This is a genomic window from Streptomyces sp. NBC_00400, from assembly GCF_036048035.1.
In the GTDB taxonomy this organism is placed as follows: Bacteria; Actinomycetota; Actinomycetes; order Streptomycetales; family Streptomycetaceae; genus Streptomyces.
On the sequence record NZ_CP107940.1, the window covers coordinates 7,425,542 to 7,449,166 of the forward strand.

The following is a 23,625-nucleotide window of genomic DNA, read 5'->3' on the forward strand; positions in this document are numbered from 1 at the left end:
AGGTCCATACGGAGGGACCGCCCGGCGTGTTCAATGCGGGACGCGATGTCTGTGCGGAAGCGCAGTGCCGAGGGGGAACCACCAGGTCGGACGGCCACCGAGCCGAACTCGCAAGGGCCCTCAGCCCTCGTCGACGCGCCCCGCCAGAGCATCCAGCAGGAAGTCCCGCTGGAAGTGGAGCAGCTGCGCGTTGACCGTGTCGTCGGCCGGCAGGTGGGTGGCGCCGGGGAGCGGGAGCACACTGTGCGGTTTGCCTGCCGCCAGCAGTTCCGCCGAGAAACGCAAGGTGTGCGCGACGGCCACATTGTCGTCCGCGAGCCCGTGGATCAGCAGGAGGGGGCGGCGCAACAGATGGCCGTGGCCGGCCAGTGAGGAGCGCACGTAGTTCTCCGGGTGCTCCTCCGGGTGGCCGAGGTACCGTTCCTTCCAGTGGGTGTCGTACAGGCGCTGGTCGGTGGGCGGGGCGCCGGCGACCGCCGCGTGGAAGACCTCGGGGTGATGCAGCACCGCGGCCGCGGCGAGGAACCCGCCGAATGACCAGCCGCGGATCGCCACCCGTGTCAGGTCCAGGTCGTCGAAGCGTGCCCCGGCCGCCCGCAGCGCGTCCACCTGGTCCTCCAGTGCGGGTGTGAGCTGGTCGCCGAGGATGGCCTTCTCCCAGGCCGGGCCGCGGTTCGGTGTCCCGCGCCCGTCGACCACCAGCACCGCGAACCCCTGCTCGGCGAACCACTGCGACACACAGCTGGGCCACCCGCGGTCCCGTCCCACTTGCTGCATGGCGGGGCCCCCGTACGGGTCGAGGAGCACCGGCAGCTTCGCGGCGCCCTCCTCGTGCCACGACGGCAGGAAGAGCGCGCCACGCAACTGCCGCTCCCCGAGGAGGAGATGAAGAGGGCGCGGGGTGACCGAAGGCTCTTCGGCGAGCGAGGCGATGGCCTGACAGGGCGCCTCGTCGTGCGTTCCCGTCCCCGTGCCCGGGCCCGCCGCTGTGCCCGTGTCCGGCCCCTGCCCCGGTTCCGGCCCCGCCCCCGTCCCCCGCAGCACACCGACTTCATTGCCCCGCGGCGTCACTCCCGCCAGGACGACCGTGCCACCCCGCCCCACACCGGTGTACCGGCCGGGGCCGCGGCTCAGCCGGCGGCAGCCGTGGCCGGGATCATGGCACCACACATGGGTCTCCAACGGGTCCGCGCTCGCGGTGAACAGCACCCGCTCGCCCTCGACCCCGAGGACCGCGCACAGCTGCAGCCCCTCCGGGGTGACCCGGTGGCCGCCGACGGTCAGGTACCGGGTCTCGCCGTCGTCCTCGGGAAGCACCAGGGCACCCGATGCCGTACGGGCCGGGGTGCCGTCAACGAGTTCCACCCACGCCGGATCGGTCCGCTCATGCAGCACTGTGGTGGCCCCGGTCGCCGGATCGACCGAGAGCGTGCGCACGATCCGCTGGTCGCGGCTCTGGACGGCGAGGTACGGACCGTGTGCATCCCAGCCGGCGTCCACGAGGTACTCGTACGCCGTGCGGTCCCACTCCACGTCGACCCGTTCTCCCTCCAGGGAGAGGATCTGCAGGGTGACCTCGGCATTGGGCGTACCGGCCGCCGGGTACGGAATCGCCCGCGGCGGCTTCGTCGGATCCGCCGGATCGCCGATGTAGCGCCGCTCCACGGGGCCGGTGTCGGCCCTGGCCACCAGGACGTGCCGGCTGTCCGGCGCCCACCAGTAGCCGCGCATCCGGTTCATGGACTCGGCGGCCACGTATTCGGCGAGTCCGTAGGAGACGTCCGGGCCTTCCGCGGCGGCCAGCCGGCGGTCGGCGCCGGTCAGATCGACGACATGGAAACAGCGGCGGCTCACGTAGGCGATGTGCCGCCCGTCAGGGGAGGGGCGCGGGTCGACCACCGGACCTGCCGCCGGGACGGAGAACGGCGCGCCACCGTCGGTGCGCACCGCCCACAGGGCTCCGGACAGCGCGAACGCCACGAGACGGGCGGCGCTGTCGGCCGCGTAGGAGACCACGCCCACGGACCGCTCACGGGCGCGCTCCCGGCGCAGCCGCTCCTCCTCGGGGACCGCCCCGGAGCCCCCGGAACCGGATCCCACCAGGAGTGCCGGATCGGCCAGCAGCCGTTCCGTCCCGTCCTCGTACTGCCACAGTCGGCCGACGGGATCGGTGCCCGAGACCGTGCGGACGAAGAGCACCCGGCTGCCGTCGGGGGAGAGGGTGAAATGCCGCGGCACTCCGAGGGAGAAGCGGCGGCTGCGGGCGAGCTGGCGTGGAAAGTCCGTGGAGTGGGTGGAGCTCGTGGCGGGTGCGGAGTTCACGGCTCGTGTGGAGTTCGCTGTGGGGGCGGGGCTGGTGGCCTGCGTGGAGTTCACGGTGGTGTTGCTGTGCAAGGTGCGGTCCTCCAGGAAGGATGCTGAGGTGGCCGGTGGCCGGTGGCCGGTGCCCGGTGGCGGGCATGCGGTATCCGGTATCCGGTATCCGGTGTGCGATGGTCGGGGTGCGGCGACCCCTGGGGGGAACATAGGCAGGCCCGAGATCCACGGAAAAGGCTTTGCCGCGACAAGTTTTTCGCAGCACCGAGCGCCCGGTCCAAGGCATTACCTGCGGGGTCAGGGATTACCTGCTCGGCTAGGGTCGTTCCCATGAGTGAGGACATCGCCGCGCTGGTACGTCAACTGGCCGCCGTGGAACGGGACGAGCGCAGGGCAGCGACGGACCGGCTGGTCGCGCTCGGCGCCCCGGTCGTGGAGCACCTTCTGCCGCTGATCGTCGACGGCGAAGGGACCTGGCGATCGGCCGCGGAGGCGTGCATGGAGCGCCTGGGCGCCGTGGCGATCGAGCCCCTGAGGAGGGTACGCGGCGAAGGCCCCGGCCGCCTGCGGCCGGCCGCACTCCGCATGCTCGCGAGTGTCGGCGGCGCCGATGCCCTGGCCCCCGCCGACCGGGCGGCCGTCGAGCGGCTCGTACGGATCAAGCTGCTGGACGAGACGCCCGGTGACCTTCCGGCCGGGTCCTGGCTGGCGGTGCCACGGGCGGAAGTGCAGGACATCGTCCGGGCGTTGGGACTGCACGACGCGCGCCCCGTCACCACGGCCCTGGGGGTGTCCGCCGCCGTCCACGAGGAGAATTCGCTCGACCACCGTTGCGCTGACGGCACCACCACCACGGAATACCGCGTGTTCATCACGCCCGAATTCGACGGCTGGCGGCTCGTCTACGGTGCCGACTATCTCAACGACAATTGGGCACAAGCCGTCGAAAAACTCAGTGCCGGGTGCCGGGAAGCCCATTTCTACGCCGTGGACGAACTCAATGGCGCACGGGTGTGGTGGGTTGCGGAGAACGGGCAGGACAAACGTGGCTATCGCACCTACGGCGATCCCGAATGGGTCGGCGAGCCCATGGAGTTCGAGCGGGACCTGATGCAGGACGAGGACGACGAACTCTACGACCCGGAGGAGGCCGAGGAGTACGCCGAAGGTGTCCGCGACCCGGAGGAGGTGGCGTCGTGGATCTCCATCCAGCCGACGGCCGTCGAAGTGCTCGACCGGGTGGGCCATGGCTGGCTCGCTGTGACCGGCCCGGACGTCGGGCACGGCAGGTTCAGGGGCGCGCTGGACATCTGAGGGCCAGGACGGACCCCGCCCCCGCTACTGCCGGCCCGGCGCCGCGGCCGCGGTATCGCCGCCCCGGCACCGTCGGCCCGTACCGCCACCGCGGTACGGGCCGCGGCACCCGGAGCCGGGGAAGCAGGTCAACTCAGACTCGGCTGGATCTTGCGCCAGGTCGCATTCAGGTGCTCGATGTGGCGGTCCATCTCCCGGACCATGGCCTGCTTCTCCTCCGTCGTCGAATTTTCCTTCCGCTTGCTGTATTCGCGCTCGATGAGCTTCTTGAGTTCCTTGCGCGCGTCCGCCTCGCTGAGTTTCTGTGCTGCCGCGATTTCCTTGGCGGCCCGTTCGCCGGATTTGTCCGAGCGCGCGTTGATGCGGTCGGCGATGTTCTGCCGCACATCGGCCGCGGTCATCTTGTCGACCTTCTTCTTCTCCACGGTCTTCTCCGTGTCGAGCTTCTTCTTCGCCGCGACATCGGCCGGGTCCGTGCGATAGGTCGTGCTGTAGTACACCTTTGAGCCGTCGAGTGTCTTGTCCCGCAGCACCGTGGAACACTTCGCATGGCCCTGCCCCATTCCGCAGGGCTCACGCTCCGTGTAGACGGCCTTGGGCGTGTAGGCCCCGTCGCCCTGATTAACTCGCTTGAGCCATTCGGCGAGATGCTTTTCCGAGTGCCGGCCCGACACGTACTTCTCACCCACCGGCACCGAGGAGTCGGTGACATAGTGCGTCTCGCGTCCGGGCGGCGGGCCCTCGACCTCCAGCACGGCATAGTTGCGGTCCGTCAGGTCGGGGCTGTTGTGCCTCAGGCTGGGGGGAATGGTGCCGAGCTTGAGGCCGTTGAGGAGTTTGTCGCTGCTCTTGCGGTGTCCTCGCACACCGAGGGATTCGTCCGAGTTCTTGGCCGCACTGTCCGGGCTCTCCGGCTTGGGATCACCCTCGCCCTTCTTGCGGTACGGCTTGTCGACGTTCTCCGGGTTCTTTCCCACGCCGTGCTGTTCGTGGAATCCGACGCTGAGCCGGGCCAGGGACGAAACGACCGCGAGCCGTTCACCGCGCTCCAGGTCCTTGAATCCGGGCAGCCGCTGCTCCAGGTCGCTCTGGGTGAAGGCGCGCGGACCCTTTCCGGCATCGGGTGAAGAGGGAGTGGCATCACCGGTCGAGGCACGCAGAACCTGCGCCAGATTCCCGTCCTTGGCCCAACTGTCCAGGTGAGCATGCACGTTGTCGAGCGGGACGCGGTGCACGTCCCGGTCCCGCCGGAGTTCGTTCTGCAGCCTGTCCGGCGGAATCCCGTACTCCTTGGCCCCCTCCGCCTCCGCGTCGAGGGTGCGATCGCCTCTCCGCTCCTGTTCGGAGGTATCACTGTCCCCGCGGTCGTGCGGGTCGGAGTAGGGCTCCTTCTTGTCGACGTCCATCGCGTCGTCATCGCTCTTCGGCGACGGCGACGGCGACGAAGGTGGCGGTAGGTGTGAGGGGGAGTCGTCCAGTTTCAGAGCGGCGAGTCCGTCGTGGTCCGGCTCCGTTCGCGGCCTCTTGTGGCTGTTTCCGTGCTCCGACGAGGATCCGGCGCCCGAGCCGGACTGCTGGTTGTCCGTGGGGGGCGGATCGCCGGCCTTCCGCTTTCCGCCGGGTGCTTCGGGGGTGGGGGTGGACGACTGCTCGTGCCCGTTCTCCTGCCCTTGCCCGTGCACAGGGCTGTTCTCGTGTACCGGGCCATTCCCGTATACCGGTTCAGGCCCGTCCTGCTTCTGATGGCTTTGGCCGTCGGGGGCGTCGTGGCCGTTGTTGGCGTCCTGGCCGCCGCGGCTGCCCTGGCCGTTGTCCGGGGCTGGGGATGTGTTGTCCGGACCGTGAGTTGCGGTGTTGTCCGTGCCCGAGAAGTCGGACTGGTGTGATGGGTCGGACTGGTGTGATGGGTCGGGCTCCTGAGATGGGTTGGACTCCTGTGACGCTTCCGACTCCTGTGACGCGTCGGAGTCGGCTGCCGGGTCCTGCGCGGGATGGAGAGGGTTCCGATCGGCGTCCAGTGGGATGTAGAAGACATCCGTGGCGCCCTTGGTGTTGATGGGCTGCTCGCTCACCTCGCCGCTCTGGGTGTCCACCCACACAATGCGACCGTTGTGGTTGACGGCGTTGAACGCGTGGCCCCCGCCCCCGTCCCAGTTGACCTGCACAATCGCGGAGGAGCCCGGACCGGCCTGCAGAAGGTCCTGGGCGATCGCGGCATGCCCATCGGGGCTGGTGCCCGCATACGAGTGCGGCGCACCGGTCCAGCCGATGATGTTCTCGTTGGCGTCCGCCTCCGGCGACCAGTGGTCCGGGGTCCCGTCCGCAGCGAGATCCGGTGTACGGGGCGCAGAGACCTGAGGGTTTCCGTACCAGGTCTCAAGGAACGAGCGGCTGCAGTCGGCACAGTTGTTGGACCGGCCCGCCACATTCGTACCGCCGTCGTTCTGCAACTGGGACCAGTTTCCGAACGGATCGGGAAAGCGTTGGGGAGCGCCGTCGTCGTTACGGGGGATGGCGTCGACGAGTGCCTGCTGATCCGCGGTGTCGGGCGGCAACAAGCCGCCGGGCGCCTCCTGGATACCGGCGCGGATGTCGTCGAGGGTGGGCCGGTCGTCCTGCGGGTGGGGCTCGGTGTCCGAGGGGGGATCGTCGTCTGAGGAGGGCTCGGTGTCCGTGTCCGTGTTCGGGTCCGCGTTCGGGTCCGCGTCCGCGTTCGGCTCCGCGTCTGGGGCCGAGTTCGCGTCCGCGTCCGCGTCTGAGCTTGGGGCCGGCTCAGGCGAGTCGTTGCCATCGGGGTCGGAATCGTCGCCCCGAGCCGCGTCGGTCGTGCTGTTGTCATCCTTGATGTCGTCGGGTTGTTGCTGCTGCTGCGGCTCGGTGTCAGGTGTTTGGCCGCTGTCCGTGTGGGGGGCCGGATGGTCCGTGGGGCGGGTCTCCGGGGTCTCCGTGCCGTGGTCGGGCGCGGGCGTCGTGTCGTCGTTTCGCGGGGGCTGCGGACCAGGAGTGATGTGTTCCGGAGCGTGCTGGCTGGAGCCGTTGTTCTCCGGATCCGTGCTCGGCGGCGGAGTCTGCGTCTGGTGCGGTGACGACTCGTCGCCACGTGGCTGCTCGGTACGAGGCGGATTGGCGCGCGGAGGCGTTGGCCGGGGACGCGAGGCCTGGTCGGGAGTGCCCGGGCGCTGATGCGGAGGAGTACTGCGCGGATCGCCGTAGGGCGCGGTGCGGGGGCCCCGGGTGGGCGTGCCACGGTGTGCGGTGTCGTTGTCGGACGGTGCGGAACGCGGAGGCGCAGGGCTGGGCCGAGCATCCGAAGGAGCGTGGGCTCCGGCGGGGGCACTCGGGGTGGGCACGGGGCCGCCGCCCGTGGCCATGCCGGGCGGCGCGGTGGCAGCCGCGGGAGACGGCGAGGTCTGGGCGGGGGACGGATGCGACGGATCGCTGCCGGACTGCGACGTGTTCGGCACGCCGGAGGGGGGCGGCGCGAGGGTGGTCGCGCTGTCCCTGTGCATGGTGACGTCGCCGTCATCGTGCGGCTGGTGAGGGCTGTGCTGCTGAGGTGAACCGTACGAGGAAGCGGGGGAGGGATTCGAGGAAGCCGCATGCGGCATAGGGGCGGCCGAAGGCATCCCGGCCCGGCTTCCGCCCCCGCTCCCGCTCCCGGTTCCGGTGCCGCTGTCGTCACCGCCTCTGCTCGCGTTGCCACCATTTCCGCTCTCGCCGCTGTTGCCGTTGGCGTTCTGCGACGGCGAAGGAGAGGAATCCGACCCCGCGGGAGTGTGGTCGGGCGCGGGAGAGGGAGAGGGGACGTGTGCTTCTGGCCGGTTTCCCGAGTCCGGGGATCGCTCGGGCGCAGGCGTGTCGTTCGGTGCGGTGTGGGGTGTGGTGTCCGGTGCGGCGTCGGGTCTCGCCTCCCGTGTCGTATCCCGCTGTGCATCGGACGTGGTGTCAGGTCCTTGGGGAGAAGGGGCGTCGGCGTGCGCATGCTCCGGTGCGGCCGGGGTGCTGCCCTGAGGTGAGCCGGCGTCCGGCATACCGCCCACGTCGGGACGGGCACCCTGGTCCGGGGACGGCCCCGCGCCGGAGTGCGCCCCCGTCCCGGAGTCCGGCCGGGAACCCTGCCCGGATTCGGCGGAGGGAGCCCCATCCGGACGGGCCGAGGCGTCAGAGGACGGCGGCGCATCGGGCCGGGACGGCCCCGCGTCGGGCGTGGAGCCCAAGTCGGGGGAGGGGCTTGAGTCAGGGGACACCGACGGCGAGGACGTGGAGAACGGGGACGAAGAGGACGGGGGCGACGGCGGCGTGGACGACGAGTGCGAGGAGTCGGCGGGGGAGCCTGACGGTGCGTCGTCACCGCCGCCGCTCTGCGATGCGTGGTATCCCGCGTCGAACGGAGTCAGCCGGTCCGGAGACGGGGAATCCGCATGCGAAGGTCCGGACCGACCACCGCCGTCCGGGGAATGACCGCCATCGGAAGCGGGGTTGCCGTGAGCGTTGGACGGAGAATCAGCGGTGCTGGGAGCCGAGTTGGCCGATACGCCGGTGTCGCCACCGGAGTTGTCGCCGTCCGGACCGCCGCTGTGCGATGTGCCACCACTGGACGATCCGTCACCGCCCGAAGCACCACCCGGCGAACCACCCGGAGCATCACCCCGAGCATCCGCCGAAGCGCCGCCCGATGCCCCCGACGCCCCCGAGGAAGACGAGGGCGACGAGGACGACGAGTCCGCCCTCGAACTACCGCTGTCGGCACCGCTACTGGTCTCACTGCCGCTACCGCCGCTACCGCTGGACAACCCCTTACCGGACTTTCCGCCCGGGTCCGCGGCGGAATCGTGCCCGGAATCGGTGTCGTCGGAGCCGTGCCCCGCCGCCGATTCCAGTCCGTTGCGTACGTGATGTCCGGCCTTGGCGCCCGCACCGTCACGCAGCGACTCGGCGAACGTCTGGCCGGAGTTCTTGAGCGCGTTGACGCCTTCCTCGGCGCCCTTGTGCACCGTACGGCCGACGTCGAAGCCGTTCTGCGCATCGAAGTTCATGTTCACGGACTGCGCGATGACGTCCGAGATCATGGCCTGCAGCGCTGAGACGGCGGGTTCCTTCGCCGTCTCCAGGGCCGCGTCGAGAAGCTGCTTGGCGACCTCCTTGATGATCTTCCGTACGATCGCCCGGGTCGCGGCGGTCGCTGCCACGGCCGCTGCCTCGGACAATCCGAAGGTGAACGGAGCCGCTGCTTGAGCCGCGATGATTTCCGCGGCGAGGATCGCCAACTGCGTGATCACCGCGACCTTCATCCCGATGACGAGTCCGGCCGCGGCGTCGAGAGCGGTGGCGATGGCGTTCGCGGCGCTACGGGCGTCGGCGAAGTAGCCCGAGCCGCCCGCGAACTTCTCCCATGTGGTGTGGAAACCGTCGATGGAATCGCCGGAATTCTGCGACATCACATCGCCGGCTGCCTTGACGCCCTGGAACTGGAGATCTTCCACCCCGGACGCAAAGTCCCGCCACTTCTGGGCGGAGTCCATCAACTTGTCCTCGTCCGCCGTGGGCCAGTTGAACCCCAGCATTTCCAGGACCCACTCAAGTGCGTCCGGCAGCATCAACGACACGGCGGCGTTCCCCTTGGCTGATGTGGTTCGGGTGCTTACCCGGAGGTGTGGTGACGTGCGGAGGTCTGGCTACGTAGGGAGGGTTGGGTACGACCGGAGGCTTGGGTACGTAGGAAGGCTTGGGTGCGTACGGCGCTTCGGGTACGTACGGATCAAGGGCTGTCGGTGTATGTCAGGACGGCGTCATCGAGGCAGAGCGGTAGCCGAGCGAGAGTGGTAGCCGAGCGAGAACAGGAACCGAGTCGGAGCGGAAACGGAGCCAGGGCAGGAACCCGACCGGAGGGGGAACCGCTCCGGATCGGGAGCCGAGCCGGAACGGAAACGGAACGGGAGGAGCGGGAACCGCGAAAAATCGGGAACCGGCTCAGTAACAGTGACGAGGCCCGTAGATGAACCGGGCCGTAGGCCGGAGAGCTAGACGCTGGGCCGCTTGACCTGGGCTATCAGCCGGCTCTCCGCTTCTTCGTTCGCGACGTGCTGCTTCATCATGGAGTCGTTGAAGTCTTCGTCGGCCTCGTGGTTCTTGGCCATGTTGTGCAAGCCACCGCCGATTTCCTGGAGCTTCGACGCCAGGTGGCCCATGGACTCGTACATGCCGTCCCGCAGGCCCTCGTAGACGACGCCGAACTTCTCTCCCAGGTCGTCGTCCCCCCACGGCGGTGTGTCCTGGCCTTCGAGGGAGGTCAGGCCGCTCTGCAGCGTGTTGACGAGGGACTGGTAATCCTTGCCGATCCGGTCGAAATCGGTGCCGCCCGTACGCAACGACCCGATGTCCGCCTTGAGTCCGTCACCCATCGAGCTCCCCTTGCCCTGGACGCCGCCACCGCCGCGTCGCTATTAGAAAGTTTAACCACCAAAGTTGACGTCGTTTCACGTGGTCGCGGAGTACGCCGGCTTTCCCTTGCTCAGGCCCAGGTCACGGCACCAGATAGGGCGGGCCGGGATCCTTGAGGGGCTCGGGCAGCCGGATCACGGGAACCGGTTTGTTGTGCGGCCAGCCGTCGGAGGCGTCGTCGAAGCTGAGCTCCCCGCCGGCCGCGGGAACGGTGCTCGCGTCATGCAGATTGGTGATCTCGTTGTACACGTCCTGCACGTCGGGCGCTTCCTTACCGGTCTGGCCGGTGACATTGCGGGTGGCCCAGATCGCGGTCAGCACGGCGTCGTGGTGCATGATCGCGTATCCGTCATCCATCACCGCGTCGGGGAACTGCAGGTCGCGCAGGGCTTGGTGGAAGGGTCGGAAACCGGGCGGGGCATGGACGCCACGGACCCACTGGGCGGGACTCGTCGCCGAGACGTCCAGAATGGTGATCTTGTTGTCCCTGAGCAGGCTCCGTACCTGCTGTCCCTGTGCGAACGCCCCGGTGGCCCCGGTCATCACCGTGATCGGCGCGTCGTGACCGCACTGGCTGCGGGTGGACAGGGCACGGATGAGGTCGGCGAGGTCGCGGTCCCGCCCGGCGTAGAAGATCACTTGCGCCTTGGTCAGACAGATGTTGTTGACGGCGTTGTAGAAGAGCTGGGGGATGCCCGCGGGGTTGTGGCCGGTCGTGCCGACGAACGAGGCGCGCCGCCGGCCGATGTAGTCGCTGAATTCCTCGTCGAACGCCTTGCGCATGGTCTTGACGTAGTTGTCGTCCCTGCTGTCGAAGACGAGGTAGCCGCGGTGCCCCGCGAGCGGAGAGTGGTCCAGATACCGGCGGAGCGCCTTGGCATAGTCGACGTTGGACGGCGACACCTTGAACAGGCGTGGCGAGTTGAGGTCGGTGGCGGTCAGGACCGCGCCGATCGCGGGGATCTTCAGCCGGCTGAGTTCGGTGGCCGCTGCCTGGGTCTCCGGGATGCTGACGCCCATGCCGGTGACGGCGACCAGGGGATGCTCGTCGTCGACCAGGCCGGCCAACTGCCGTACCACCGGCTTCCAATGCGTCTCGTTACGGCCCTCATGGGCCAGGACGAGCTGGATCAGCGGCGTCTTGCCCTGGATGCCGGTGGAGCTGGTCGTGGACAGTTCGGGACAGGTGTTCGCCCGGCACTGCGCGATGAAGGCGCCCTCCAGGCCGGCGCGGATCTCGGCGAGGGGCAGCGCGCTGGTGTCGCTCTCCGTCATCGGCATCAGGACGCCGACCTTGACGTAGGGCAGACGGCTCTTCCCGGAGGCGGGATTCTCCCACTGGGCACGGACGCGTCGGTTCTCCTGGGCGATCCGGTCGGTGATCCCCTTGAGACGGGGGTCGAAGGCGAAGGCCTTCTCGTCCGTGATGCCGACGCACTCCCGCTGCCGGCCGGTGCCGTCCCAGTGCAGCCCCGGCTGGTCCGCCGCGCAGCTGGTGTCCTCTTTCACCGGCCACAGGAACCAGAGTCCGCCGGCCATCAGCGCCAGCGCGAGTACGAGGGCGGCGATCCCTCGCCACCCCTTCCACCACGGGGGGAGTGCGTCGGCGGGTTGCGGGTGCAGATGCATGGTGCCGGCTCCTAGGGACGGGGTGCTGCAGGGTGCTCACACGTACTTCGCGGCCTCGTGCATGAGCCCGATCCGGCGGGGGACGGAGCGCATGGCAAGGTCCTGGAGCATCGCGTTGACGGTCCGGTTGAGCTCGGGATTCGTGCCGGGCAGCCGGTTGCGGGGATCGGACGCCAGCCACAGCCCGATCACCAGCAGGGTCAGGGGCGTGTGCTCGGCGAACGAGCGGGGCGCGAGGTCGGCGGCCAACTGCTCCAGACGCAGCGTGGCCGGCTGTTCCGGTACCACCGGTTCCCGAAGTGGTGCGGCGGTGATCGTGTACAGCTCGTACAACCAGACGTCCGTGTCGGAGAGTTCGACCAGACGCCGGGCGAGATGCTCGACGACATCGTCCACCCGGTGCAGCGCGAGGGAGTGGTAGAGCACTTCCAGCGGGTGGCCGTGGTGGGCGTGCCAGGTGCGCAGCTGTCCGTGGACGGCAGTCCAGCGGTCCGGGCGGGCGGCCAGCTCCTGCAACAGCAGCAGGCGCAGCCACGGATGCAGGACGGAGCTGCCGCGCAACGGGTGCGGATGGATGCCTTCCAGATATCCGCCGCCCCGGCCACCGCGGGCCTCGGCATCCTGGGGGACCGGGTCGGTCAGCCATAATCTGGTCGCGACCACCCGGGCCAGCGAATCGCGGGTGTGCAACTGGAAGCGGTCGAGGAGTCCCGCGTCGCAGGCGGCATCGAACTCGCGGGCGGCACAGCACTCGACGAGCGCACGGTGCTGGTCGTCGGTCAGGTCGCGCAGCAGGTACTGCCGCGCCTCCTCTTCCAGCCGCGGTCCCTCGTCGGCGCCTTCCGCGGACGGCGCGGTGCCGGAGAGCACCGCGCGCAGCAGCTTCTCCGGATCCTCGCGGCCCACGAGGCGCGCCGAGGCGGTGAGCAGTTGCCGGACGCTCCACGGATGGCCGTCGGTCAACCGGTGGGCGAGCAGCGGTGCCTCCGGCAGCCGCGCGGCGATGTTCGTGCCGAGCTGGGCGGTCTCGCCGGCGGTCAGGCCGCGCAACTGGACGCAGTACCAGCGCCAGGACCGGTCCGGCGGCGGGTCCGGGATGGCCTGTTCCCAGTCGGCGTAGCAGGCCTGCTCGGGGGTGCGGAGCCGCACCCCCGCAGGGCCGGTCGCGAACATCGCCGGCACCCGGCCGACGTTCGACGCCGCGGCCATGGTCAGGAGCGGATCGGGCTGCCCGCCGGCGTCCCGGAGTTCCATGAGCAGGTCCAGGAATTCGCGCCCGCCGGGAGCATCGATGTTGTCCAGCAGGACGACGCAGTTGCGGTCGCGTTGGCGGCGCGCGTACTCGCCGCGCAGATCGGCCAGGAACGCCTCGCACAGCCGCCGGTCCACCGCGGCCCGGTCGGCCGGCTCCTCGCTCTTGCTCAGCTGGTTGAGTTCGACGAGCGCGTCCAGGGCGGCCAACGGATCGGCGTACCAGCCGAATCCGGTGTGCCGGGTCACCCGCAGCGGCATGCTGGGCGGCTGCCGGATGAGGCTGGCCAGCAGGCTGACGCCGGGGATCCGGACCAGGTTGAGGTCCTGCAGCAACCCGGCCACCGCGGCGACCCGGTCGCCTGCGGCATGGGGCTCCTGGGGCCCGCGCAGCGCCTGGCGCAGCTGCTTCTTGGCCCGCTCGGGATCCGTCGCGTCCAGCGACAGCTCGGGGGCCACCACGGCCAGTCCCAGCGTCAGCCGCGGGAAGACCAGAGGGGTCTGCCGGGGAAAGCGGTGCGACAGCCCGTACGCCAGACGGCCGGCGACCTCATGGGGCCTGCGGGGCGTGGCGGAGCCGAAGTCGAAGTACGCGTGCGGGCGCCGTGAGCCGAGGTAGCCGAGCCAGTTCAGAGTGGTGGTCTTGCCGCTGCCACGCGGTCCGACGAGGACGACGGTGGGAAGCCCGCGCCCGCCCGCAGCGGTTCTGCCGTCCTGCGGCCGGCTGCGGCACTCCTCGTACAGGGCCTCGATGCCCTGTATCCCCAACGGACGTTCCTTCACGCTGTTCGGCCCCCCGTGAAGACAGTGACGGTGCAGACAGCGGATCTGCAGGCGACGACTGTGCAGCCGGCGACTGGGATGACAGTCGCTGTGATGCCGACGACGGCAACGGCAGCCGCCGGCTGATTACAGAAGGTTGGCATGCGTACGCACAACGTGCCACCCGTTCGCGCAAGGTACCGGAAAGCGGTCCGCCGGACGGGGCGACCACGGCCGGCACCATGGCGGCCCGCGGCACGGCGCGCGCCGGCGCTCCGGCGCGCCTACCGTGAAAAGTGAAAGGAGCCCGACCGCTTGCCGTCAGGAGTGGGGAGCTCTCGATGCCCTTCTCGCCGCGCTCGCCGCGCTCAGCGCGACCGCGTTCGATGGCCTGGTCGCGGCGAGTGCCCGCTCTGCACGGACGCACCGCAGTGGTGACCGGAGCGGGGCGCGGGCTGGGGAAGGAAATCGCCCGCGCGCTGGCCCGGCGAGGGGCCCGGGTGGCCCTGCTGGGGCGGGAGGAAGCGGCACTGCGCCGAGTGGCGTCGTCCCTTCCGACGAAGGCGCGCTGCTGGGGAGTCGACGTTACCGACGACGACGCCATGCGGCAGGTGGCGCAGGAGGTCCGCGACCGCCTGGGGCCGGTGTCCGTCGTCGTGGCGAACGCCGGGATCGCCGAAGGCGGGCCTTTCGCCGAGTCCGATCCGGCAACCTGGCGGCGGGTGATCGAGGTCAATCTGACCGGCAGTGCGATCACCGCGCGCTCCTTCCTGCCGGACCTGCTCGCCACGCACGGATACCTCCTGCAGATCGCCTCGACGGCCTCCATCGGAGCCGCTCCCCTGATGAGCGCCTACTGCGCTTCCAAGGCCGGGGTGGAATCCTTCGCGCACTCGCTGCGTGCCGAACTCGCCCCTCAGCGCGTGGGCGTCGGAATCGCCTATCTGAACTGGACCGACACCGACATGATCCGGGACGCGGACCAGCACCCTGTGCTGCGCGAGCTCCGTGCCCACATGCCCCCGCCCGCGAGGAAGGTCTACTCGGCCGGGTGGGTCGCCGCCCGGCTGGTCACCGCCGTGGAACGCCGTGCCGCTGCGGTCTACGTACCGGCCTGGCTCCGTGCGGCACAGGTGGTACGTGCCGCCCTGCCGGCCGTCGTCACCCGGCTCTCACGGCGGGAGCTCCCTCGGCTGGCCGCCCGTACCCCTTTCGAAGCAACCGGGCTCCTGGGGGCCGGTGGCCGCGCTGACGAAGCGCACCGCCGTCCGTGAGCAAGGCAGGACCGGGGCCGTCGAGAGGCGTGGGTGATGCGCCTGGATCGCCGCCGTCACCCCTCCAGCACGCCGGTGACCAGCAGCCGCAGCGACATGGCAAGCCGTCGGGCCTCTCCCTGCCCCAGCAGGCGCACGATCGGCCCGTTCTGCAGTGCGCCCATCAGGACATGGGCCAGCAACTCGGCGTCCAGGTCCGGGCGTTCCTCGGCGAGCAGCCCGCTGATGTGGCCGTGCCAGAACCCGTAGACCGAGTGCTGTTCGGGTGCGTCCTCCTGGGCGTCGTGGGAAGTTGTCGCCGCCTGTCCGAGAGCGGCCAGCAGGCCCTTGTTGCGGCCGACCACCTCCACGACCGCGTCGAGGAAGGCCAGCAGCCGCTCCCTGGCAGGGGCGCCCGGGCCCAGCGGCGGGGGGCCGTGTGTGACCGAGTCGTGCAAAGAGAGGGCGCGTTCCAGCATGAGCTCCCGCATCAGGCCGGCGCGGTTGCCGAAGCGGTGGAACACCGTGCCCTTGCCGACACCGGCCGCGGCAGCGATGCGCTCCATCGACACCTGCTCCGGCGGGCTTTCGGTGAGGAGCCTTTCGGTCGCCTCCAGGATTGCGCGCCGATTGCGTGCCGCGTCGGCGCGTTCGCGGCGGCCTTCCGCCATCAACTCTCTCCTCGCCCAGGGCTCATGACCCCGTAGACAACTGGACCGTCGGTCCAGTACGTTCTTAGTTGGACCGCTGGTCCAGTTCGGGCCAGCTTAGAACATCCCTCTGTGCAAGGAGAGTTGCTGTGCGACGAATCCGCTACCACTCCTACGGTGGCCCCGAGGTCCTCGCCCTGGAAGAAGCCCCCGTTCCTGTCCCGCAGGCGGGACAGGTGCTCATCGGGGTCGAGGCGATCGGCGCCAACTTCGTGGACACCCAGCTCCGGCGCGGCATGGCCCAGGCCGAGCTCTACCCGCGGCCCTTACCCCGGTCCCTCACAGGCGATGTGGTGGGCACGGTCGAGGCGGTCGGGCCGGACACGGACCCGGCACTTGTCGGCCGGCGGGTCGCCGCGGCGTCCGAGGATGCGTTCTGCGACCTCGTCGTCGCGGACGCACGCTGGCTCGTCCCGGTACCCGACGGGCTCGACGCCGGCACGGCCGGCGCACTCCCGATGGTGGCACCGGTGGCCCTGGGCGTGCTGCGCGCCGGGCGGCCGGCGCACGGCGAGACCGTACTGGTCCACGCCGCCGCGGGTGCCATCGGCCACCTCGCCGTGCAGCTCGCAAAGGTGCTCGGCGCGGGCACGGTCATCGCCACCGCCAGTACGGCCGCCAAGCTGGACTTCGCCCGCGCCCACGGCGCCGACATCGGCGTCGACTACACCGACGAGGACTGGCCGGAGCAGGTCCGCACGGCCGTGCCCGGCGGCGTGGATGTCGTCCTCGACGCGGCCGGCGGCGAGATTCTGCGCCGCAGCCTGGACGTACTGGCCCCCTACGGGCGGCTGGTGGCGTACGGAGCGGCGAGTGGCGAGCTCGGCAGCGTCCCCGTCACCGACCTGTTCGCCCTGAGATCCGTCACGGGGTTTTCCCTCATTGCCGCGCGTGCGGCCGACCCCGGGCAAGCCCTGAAGGACCTGGCCGAACTCACCGAGTACGCGTCCCAGGGGCTGTTGCGCACGGCGGTCCACGCCCGGCTGCCGCTGACCGAGACCTGCGAGGTGCACCGGCTGCTGGAGAGCCGTGCACAGCTGGGCCGCGTACTGGTCGTGCCGTAGGGATTGCTGTTTCGCCGGTGAGGGTGACGGCGACCGGACGCTGAGGAGCGAGCGGTTGCCAGGTCCGCGACGCGGACCCGCTCAGGGGCTCGACGTGTGCGCCGATCGAGTCGGCGCTCTGTTGAACACACAGGCATGGCCGTGCAGATGGACCCCGGGTGGGTGCACGGCACCCACGTTCCTCGTCGTGCGCGCAGTTAGCGTGAAGCACATGAGCAGCAATGACCTGGGTGACTTCTTGCGTGCCCGCCGCGATCTGGTCTCCCCGGATGAGGCGGGACTCGTGTCCCACACCGTGCGCCGGGTCAAGGGGCTGCGGCGCGAGGAAGTCGCGCTCCTGGCCGGCGTGAGCACCGACTACTACATGCGGCTCGAGCAGGGCCGCGAACGGCACCCTTCGGATCAGGTGCTGGACGCACTCGCCCGCGCCCTGCGCCTGGACGAGGCCGCGGCAGTGCATCTCTTCCGGCTTGCCCTGCCGGCACCGCAGATCGCCCCGTCGGTCCCTGCACCAAAGGTGAGCCCGCAGCTGGCGGAGCTGATGGACCATTTCGTGGAGGTTCCGGCATGCGTGGTGAGCCCGGCCCTGGACTTCCTGGCCGTCAATCCCATGGCCCGCCAGCTCTACCGCAGCTTCGCCGCCATCGACAATCTGCAGCGGATGATCTTCCTCGATCCGGCTGCCCGGGAGTTCTACCGGGACTGGGACCACGCTGCGCAAGGGGCCGTCGGCAACCTGCGGGCACTGTCGTCCCCGTTTCCCGACGATCCGCGCGTGACCGAGGTCATCGGGCAGATGTCGCGGCACAGTCCGGCGTTCGCCACGCTCTGGGCCCGCTACGAAGTGCGGCCCCGCACCAGTGAGGAGAAGCGCCTGTGGCACCCACAGGTCGGTGAACTGCGGCTGCATTACCAAGCCTTCACCGTCACCGGCGCTCCCGGCCAGCAGCTGTTCGTCTACTCCGCCCGGCCCGGCAGCCCCAGCGCCGACTCCCTGCGCCTGCTGCGATCACTCGCCGCGGACGAGGCAGCCGGTGGCACACCGCACCGGCCGGCCCGGGAGGGCACGGCCCGGACACGCCGGACCGGCCCGGCACCCGCCGAAGAAACCGAGGCATCCTACGACTAGGTCACAGCCCTCCTGCAAGCCTGCCTCAGAGCTGCCGGACGGCGCTCTGAGCAGCGTTCCGCGCCGTTCGGAGCAGCCCGAGTCCTCGGCACCCACCCGCACATACGGCAGCCCGTGCAGGCCCTGGGCCGAGGGCTCACACCTCCCCTCTGCACACCATGACCCACGAACGAGAAGGTCTCATGTCCCCGCACACCGCCCCCCAGCCCTTCTGGGCCGGCACCCCCGTCAGGACCTCACGCCGCGGGCACTTCTGGATCCCGGGTGAACGTGTCACCGGTGACCACGGCATCTACCAGCGCGGGCCGATGTTCGTCGCCTGGGAGGCCCCTGAGAAGGTGACGCAGCCCTACCCCGTCGTCCTCGTGCACGGCGGAACCCTTCAAGGCACCGAGTGGCTCGACACCCCGGACGGACGGCCCGGCTGGGCCCAGCGCCTGGTCGAGGCCGGGTACGCGGTCCTCGTCGTCGACCGTCCCGGACACGGCCGTTCGCCTTATCACCGCGACATCATCGGCCCCATGGGAGCGCCCTTCTCCTATGAGGAGGGCCGGCGCGTCTTCTTCCCGTCCGAGACCGCCGAAGCGCAGACCCAGTGGCCTTTCGACCCGGCCGATGACGAGGCCTGGGATGCCTTCATCGCCCCGTTCGGGCCGCTGCCCGCCGACCTTGCCGCTTCTCAGGAGATGGATGCCGACCGGCTCGCCCGCCTGCTGGACCGGATCGGCCCCGCCATCGTGATGACCCACTCCGCCTCCGGCCCCGACGGCTGGCTGCTGGCCGACCGGCGCCCCGGCCACATCGCCGCCATCGTCAGCGTCGAACCCATGGGGCCACCCTTCGCCGAGACTCACGGCATCGGAACGCTGCACTGGGGCTTGACGGCAGCCCCGCTCACCTACGACCCGCCGCGCACCACTGCCGACGAGGTCGCCGCCGCCGACCCCGCGACTCTCCGTATTCCCGCCCTGGCCGGCGTCCCGGTGGCGGTGGTCACCGGCGAGACCGCGGTCTTCGCCACCTACGCACCGGCAATCGTCGGCTTCCTCACCACAGCCGGCGCAGCCGCGGAACACCTTCACCTGCCCGACCACGGCATCCACGGCAACGGCCACGGCCTGATCTACGAGTCCAATTCCGACCAAGCCCTGCAGCCGGTCCTCCAGTGGCTGGACGAACACACCACCGGCTCCCGGACACGGACCGGACGGACCTCCTGACCTCGCCGAACGTGCCCGGTCACCGGACACCACCGCACCGACCGCATGGTCCACACCACCTGGCCCTCTCGCGCCGCAGCCCGACCTCCAAGGACTCTCCATGCCCGAAACACGTGCCAGCGCTGTGATACCGGCCGACGCCACCGCCGTGTGGCGCCTTGTCCGGGACTTCAACGGCCTGCCCGCCTGGCAACCCGGCGTCACGCACAGCGCACTGCGGGACGGGGACGCCCCCGACCGCGTCGGCAGCGTCCGTACCCTGACACTCCTCAGGGGAGAGAAGGTCTCGGAGAGCCTGGTCGCGCTCGATGACCACACACGGTCGCTGACCTACGACATCGTCGAATCCCCGTACCCCGTGCAGAGCTACCGCTCCACCCTGCGTGTCATCCCGCTGACCAGCACCGGTGAATCCGTCGTCGATTGGACCCTGACCTTCGACTGCGCTCCTGCCGTCGCCGAAGAGCTGACCGGAGCATTCAAGGACGGCGTCTTCGCCCCTGGCCTGCGCGGCCTGACCAGTTACTTCACCTGACCGACCACTTCACCGGACGGGCAGCCCAGAGAATCGGCTTCTCGGTCCGTCCGGCGGGAGTCCGCGTCCGTTTGGCGGGAGTCCGCGTCCGTCCGGCGGGAATCCGCGCCCGGCCAATGCCTGCGCAGCGCCGCCAAGGCGGCGTGCACAGCAGGCCTGCGGTCGGCCTGGGAGCGCCAGACGGCCGACAGCCGGCGGGAGGGCGCGGGCCGCATCGGGACGACACGGACGGTGGGCGGCAGGGTGCCGCGGCCGAGCCGGGGCAGCATGGCGACGCCCAACCCCGCCGCCAGCAACGCTATTTGGGACTCGAACTCCCCGATCTTGTAGGCAAGGTCCGGTTCGATGCCGAGATCGGAGAAGGAACGCACCAGCCACTCATGGCACATGGCCCCGGGGCCGTGCCCGATCCAGCGTTCCCCTCGAAGGTCGTACGGGGTCACCAGGTCCCGGTCGGCGAGCGGGTGCCCTTCGGGCAGGATCACGTCGGCGATGTCCTCACCCAGCTCGGTGACGGACAGCGAGGCGGGAAGTGTCAGCGGGGTGTTGTGCCAGTCGTGCACGACCGCGAGATCCGCCTCACCCCGTACGACAAGGCTGACGGAGAGGTGGGGGTCGCACTCCACCAGCCGGCAGTCCAGGGCGTGGTGGCGCCCGGCGAGATCGGCGAGCGAGGCGGCGACGAAGCCCCGGCAGGCGGTGGGGAACGTGGCGAGCACCAGTTGACCGGTGGGCTGGTCACGCTGTTCCTCCAGCCGTGCACGGGTCCGCTCCAGCACGGCGGTGACCTCGTCCGTCGCCTCCGCCAGCAGCCAGGCCGCGGGTGTGAGTCCGACCTTGCCGCCCTGCCGGTCGAGCAGGGGGGAGCCGGTCTCGCGCTCCAGCTTGGCGATCTGCTGGGAGACGGCGGACGGCGTGTAGCCCAGTGCGGCGGCCGCACGTGTCACCGAGCCGTGGGTGGCCACGGCACGCAGCGCGCGCAGGCGATTGAGGTCGAACATGAAGCGATGCTAATACCCCACCTTCAGAAACCTTCGCTGGCCCTTTCGGGCGGCGGCTGTTGGGATGGGACATCCCGAAGAAGCGTGTCCCCAGGAGTAATTCGCATGAAGCCCGTACATGTTGCGTTAGCGGTGGCAGTCGCCGCCGTATGGGGTGCGAACTTCGTGGTGATCGACGTAGGACTGCGCGATTTTCCGCCACTTCTCTTCTCCGCCGTGCGTTTTCTCCTGGCCGCGCTCCCCGCGGTTTTCTTCGTCGGGCGGCCCCGGGTCGCCTGGCGCTGGGTGATTGCGGTCGGGGTCACGCTCGGCATCATGAAATTCGGCATGCTGTTCCTCGGCATGCATGCGGGACTGCCCCCGGGGCTGGCCTCCCTGGTCCTCCAGGGCCAGGCGGTGTTCACCGTGCTGTTCGCCGCGGTGTTGTTGAAGGAGCGCGCCCGGCGGGTGCAGATCGTCGGCACGGCCATTGCCTCGGTGGGCATCGTGCTGGCCGGGCTGGACTCGACGGCCGGTACGCTTGCCGGATTTCTGCTGGTAGTGGGCGCGGCAGCGTGCTGGGGCCTGTCGAACATCGCGATGCGGAAGGCGGGTCCGCCGGACGCCTTCCGGTTCATGGTCTGGGTGAGCGTCGTGCCGCCTGTCCCGCTCGCGCTCCTCTCCGTGCTCTTCGAGGGCGGGGAGGCGGACCTGCGGGCGCTGCAGCAGATGAACCTCAGCGGGCTGGGCGCCGCACTCTATGTGGCGTGGGGAGCGACGCTGTTCGGATTCGCCTCATGGGGATATCTCCTGCGGGTTTACGACGCATCGACCGTTGCCCCGTTCTCATTGCTCGTCCCGGTATTCGGCCTGGCATCCGCCTGGATATTCCAGGGCGAGCACATGACTGCGGTGACATTCTGCGCCGCAGTCCTTGTCGTCGTCGGTATCGCGGTCGGAATGCTGCGCCGTGAGAAGAAGCCGATGCCGCCCGAAAGAAGCCGATGCCACCTGAAACAACCGAGCGAACGGCCGCTACCGCCGCGCCTCGCGCAAAGTGACTACGGAAGGACACCATCGTGAGCCGACAGGCGGGAACGACGACAGCGGACGGCGAGGCCGGCACCGCGAGCGGGCCGGACGGGCGCGCGGTCGCCGCGGCCCTGGTCACCGTGCTGCTGTGGGCCTCGGCGTTCATCGTGATCCGCAACTGCGCTGCGGACTTCGGGCCGGGCGCGCTCGCCCTGGGCAGGCTGCTGGTGGCGACCGTCGTGCTGAGCGTGCTCCTGCTCGTCCGGGGTGGTGGATTCCCGCCGCGCGAGGCCTGGCCCGGCATCGTCACCTCGGGAGTCCTGTGGTTCGGCGCGTACATGGTGGCGTTGAACGCGGGCGAGCAGCGCGTGGATGCCGGAACGGCTGCCTTGATCATCAACATCGGGCCGGTTCTGATGGCGCTGTTGGGCGGATGGCTGCTCAAGGAAGGCTTCCCGCGCAAGCTGATGGCGGGCATGGCGGTGGCGTTCGCCGGGGCCGTGGTGGTCGGGCTGTCACTGTCGGGCGGAGGACAGTCGTCTCTCATCGGCGTACTGCTGTGCCTGTGCGCGGCGCTGGCGAACGCGGTGGGTGTGGTGCTGCAGAAGCCGACGTTGAAGCACGCCACACCGATCCAGGTGACGACGTTCGGCGCGCTCTCCGGAACGGTGGCCTGCCTGCCGTTCGCCGGACAGTTGGTGTCGCAGGTGAGCCGGGCTCCTGTGGCGGCGACGCTGCAGATCGTGTATCTGGGCGTCTTCCCGACGGCCCTTGCGTTCACCACATGGGCCTATGCGGTGTCGCGGACGACCGTCGGGAAGATGGGCACCACGACCTACGCGGTACCGGTGCTCGTCGTCTTCCTGTCGTGGCTGTTCCTCGGCGAGGTCCCCGGCTTGCTGACGCTCCTCGGCGGCCTCCTCTGCCTGTCCGGCGTCGCGGTGTCGCGGATGCGGGGGAAGACGCGGCCCCCGGCCCCGGAAACCGCGCCACGGAGCCGGGCCGCTGCGCAGCCCGTCATCCCGGCGAAGTCCGAAAGGTAGACGGCCGTCGCCGGCTCAGCCGCTGCCGGGGCCCGCGTTCCTGGACCGGTACGTGAGCCGGAGCGCCATGAGGGCGGCGACGGACTCCAGCCACCGGGCGACCTCCTGGTCGCCCTCCACGGTGCGCACCAGGGAAGCGGCCGACTGCAGCCAGCCACGCACCAGTTGTGCCGCGGCGTCCCCCGGCACCGGCTCGGGGAGCGCCGCGGCATAGCCGGTCCCGCCGCTGCGGACGACTTCGGCGAGGAAGGCGACCGCACGCGGAAGGACGCCCTGCCGGTCGAGCACGACGGCGGCGCCCACCGCACCGTCCCCGAAGAGCGCGGTGCGGTGCGAGCCGCTGGATCCGATGCCGTAGCGCAGCAGCGCCGCGACATCGAGCGTGGCGAGTTCGTCGTCGGTCTTGCCTGGGGGAGGGATGGGATGCATACCTGTCTCGGAATCGGTCACTTCACGGTGACGGTGTAGGTGTGGTAGGTCGGCCGGACGGGTGCCGGTGCGACTGTGGAGCCGGGGGGCGGCGAGGGCGGCGGGGACGCCGTGGCGGAGTCCTCGCCCTTGTCGACGCAGGCGTGCACGGGGCAGTGGATCAGCCGGATCCTGGTGCTTCCCCGGCCGACGGCCTTGAAGCGGAAGAGCTGACTGCCGCCGTCCGCCCCGTCCGCGTCGCTCCCCGAGTTCTCCTGCTCCTCGCCTGCCGCGCGCACCACACCGGCGGCGGGTTTCGGCTCGGCCACGTACCAGCGTTCGCCGAGGGAGGCGTTGGAGGGCACGGACAGGGTGAACTCCTCGCCGGGGCCGGCCTCGATGGCGGTCTCGTCCCGGTCATAGGTGGCGGGACCGAAGAGACCGCATCCGGTGAGCGCGGCGAGGGCGGTGAGCGTGGCGAGGGCCGGTACGAGTCCCCGGCGGAGGGCGGCGTTCGGGAGGTGCGTGCGCATCATGG

At 70.1% G+C, this 23,625-nt stretch carries 17 protein-coding genes; 8 read left to right on the plus strand and 9 right to left on the minus strand.

Annotated elements, in window-relative coordinates:
- Nucleotides 1-120: 120 nt before the first annotated feature.
- Entirely contained in the window at nt 121-2,322 is a 2,202-nt protein-coding gene (locus OHS81_RS32620; protein WP_328391579.1) for a S9 family peptidase, read from the minus strand.
- 324 nt (nt 2,323-2,646) lie between these two features.
- Here OHS81_RS32620 and OHS81_RS32625 point away from each other — a divergent pair, with 324 nt between their 5' ends.
- A complete protein-coding gene (locus tag OHS81_RS32625; protein WP_328389225.1) occupies nt 2,647-3,630 on the plus strand; it encodes a hypothetical protein in 984 nt (327 codons plus the stop codon).
- A 128-nt stretch (nt 3,631-3,758) separates the two neighbouring features.
- Here OHS81_RS32625 and OHS81_RS32630 read toward each other — a convergent pair whose 3' ends face one another.
- From OHS81_RS32630 to OHS81_RS32645, 4 genes are all read right to left on the minus strand, one after another.
- Nucleotides 3,759-9,227, minus strand: a complete 5,469-nt coding sequence (locus OHS81_RS32630; RefSeq protein ID WP_328391581.1) for a toxin glutamine deamidase domain-containing protein — start codon at nt 9,225-9,227, stop codon at nt 3,759-3,761.
- A gap of 423 nt (nt 9,228-9,650) precedes the next feature.
- Nucleotides 9,651-10,031, minus strand: coding sequence for a hypothetical protein (locus OHS81_RS32635; RefSeq protein WP_328389227.1), 381 nt, complete (start codon nt 10,029-10,031; stop codon nt 9,651-9,653).
- 121 nt (nt 10,032-10,152) lie between these two features.
- Nucleotides 10,153-11,700, minus strand: coding sequence for an ABC transporter substrate-binding protein (locus tag OHS81_RS32640; protein WP_328389229.1), 1,548 nt, complete (start codon nt 11,698-11,700; stop codon nt 10,153-10,155).
- A 36-nt stretch (nt 11,701-11,736) separates the two neighbouring features.
- Complete coding sequence (locus OHS81_RS32645) at nt 11,737-13,719, minus strand: hypothetical protein (RefSeq protein WP_328389231.1); 1,983 nt, start codon at nt 13,717-13,719, stop codon at nt 11,737-11,739.
- Nucleotides 13,720-14,117: 398 nt separating this feature from the next.
- Between OHS81_RS32645 and OHS81_RS32650 the strand changes: the two genes are divergently transcribed.
- Nucleotides 14,118-14,987: an SDR family oxidoreductase gene (locus tag OHS81_RS32650; RefSeq protein ID WP_443058800.1), complete on the plus strand. Its 870-nt coding sequence runs from the start codon at nt 14,118-14,120 to the stop codon at nt 14,985-14,987.
- Between the two features lie 56 nt (nt 14,988-15,043).
- Here the strand turns inward: OHS81_RS32650 and OHS81_RS32655 are convergent, their stop codons facing one another.
- On the minus strand, nt 15,044-15,637 hold the full coding sequence (locus OHS81_RS32655; RefSeq protein WP_328389233.1) for a TetR/AcrR family transcriptional regulator: 594 nt from the start codon (nt 15,635-15,637) through the stop codon (nt 15,044-15,046).
- A gap of 128 nt (nt 15,638-15,765) precedes the next feature.
- Between OHS81_RS32655 and OHS81_RS32660 the strand changes: the two genes are divergently transcribed.
- The 4 genes from OHS81_RS32660 (at nt 15,766) to OHS81_RS32675 (ending at nt 19,624) form a co-directional block, all read left to right on the plus strand.
- On the plus strand, nt 15,766-16,740 hold the full coding sequence (locus OHS81_RS32660) for a quinone oxidoreductase family protein (protein ID WP_328389235.1): 975 nt from the start codon (nt 15,766-15,768) through the stop codon (nt 16,738-16,740).
- A 211-nt stretch (nt 16,741-16,951) separates the two neighbouring features.
- A complete protein-coding gene (locus OHS81_RS32665) occupies nt 16,952-17,869 on the plus strand; it encodes a helix-turn-helix domain-containing protein (RefSeq protein ID WP_328389237.1) in 918 nt (305 codons plus the stop codon).
- Nucleotides 17,870-18,051: 182 nt separating this feature from the next.
- Nucleotides 18,052-19,089 carry an alpha/beta hydrolase gene (locus OHS81_RS32670; protein WP_328389239.1) on the plus strand — a complete coding sequence of 346 codons (1,038 nt, stop codon included), beginning with the start codon at nt 18,052-18,054 and terminating at the stop codon, nt 19,087-19,089.
- A 100-nt stretch (nt 19,090-19,189) separates the two neighbouring features.
- Entirely contained in the window at nt 19,190-19,624 is a 435-nt protein-coding gene (locus tag OHS81_RS32675; RefSeq protein ID WP_328389241.1) for an SRPBCC family protein, read from the plus strand.
- Here the strand turns inward: OHS81_RS32675 and OHS81_RS32680 are convergent.
- Nucleotides 19,612-20,625: a LysR family transcriptional regulator gene (locus OHS81_RS32680; protein ID WP_328389243.1), complete on the minus strand. Its 1,014-nt coding sequence runs from the start codon at nt 20,623-20,625 to the stop codon at nt 19,612-19,614. The two genes, OHS81_RS32675 and OHS81_RS32680, sit on opposite strands and share 13 nt — an antisense overlap.
- A gap of 105 nt (nt 20,626-20,730) precedes the next feature.
- On the opposite strand from OHS81_RS32680, the gene OHS81_RS32685 reads away from it, so the two are divergent.
- A complete protein-coding gene (locus OHS81_RS32685) occupies nt 20,731-21,687 on the plus strand; it encodes an EamA family transporter (RefSeq protein WP_328389245.1) in 957 nt (318 codons plus the stop codon).
- Nucleotides 21,684-22,679, plus strand: coding sequence for a DMT family transporter (locus OHS81_RS32690; RefSeq protein ID WP_328389247.1), 996 nt, complete (start codon nt 21,684-21,686; stop codon nt 22,677-22,679). The genes OHS81_RS32685 and OHS81_RS32690 overlap by 4 nt, the downstream gene beginning before the upstream one ends.
- A gap of 15 nt (nt 22,680-22,694) precedes the next feature.
- On the opposite strand, the gene OHS81_RS32695 is transcribed toward OHS81_RS32690, so the two are convergent.
- Together OHS81_RS32695 and OHS81_RS32700 are read right to left on the minus strand one after the other, a co-directional pair.
- A complete protein-coding gene (locus tag OHS81_RS32695; RefSeq protein ID WP_328389249.1) occupies nt 22,695-23,108 on the minus strand; it encodes a hypothetical protein in 414 nt (137 codons plus the stop codon).
- 17 nt (nt 23,109-23,125) lie between these two features.
- Nucleotides 23,126-23,623, minus strand: coding sequence for a protease inhibitor I42 family protein (locus OHS81_RS32700; protein WP_328389251.1), 498 nt, complete (start codon nt 23,621-23,623; stop codon nt 23,126-23,128).
- Nucleotides 23,624-23,625 lie beyond the last annotated feature (2 nt).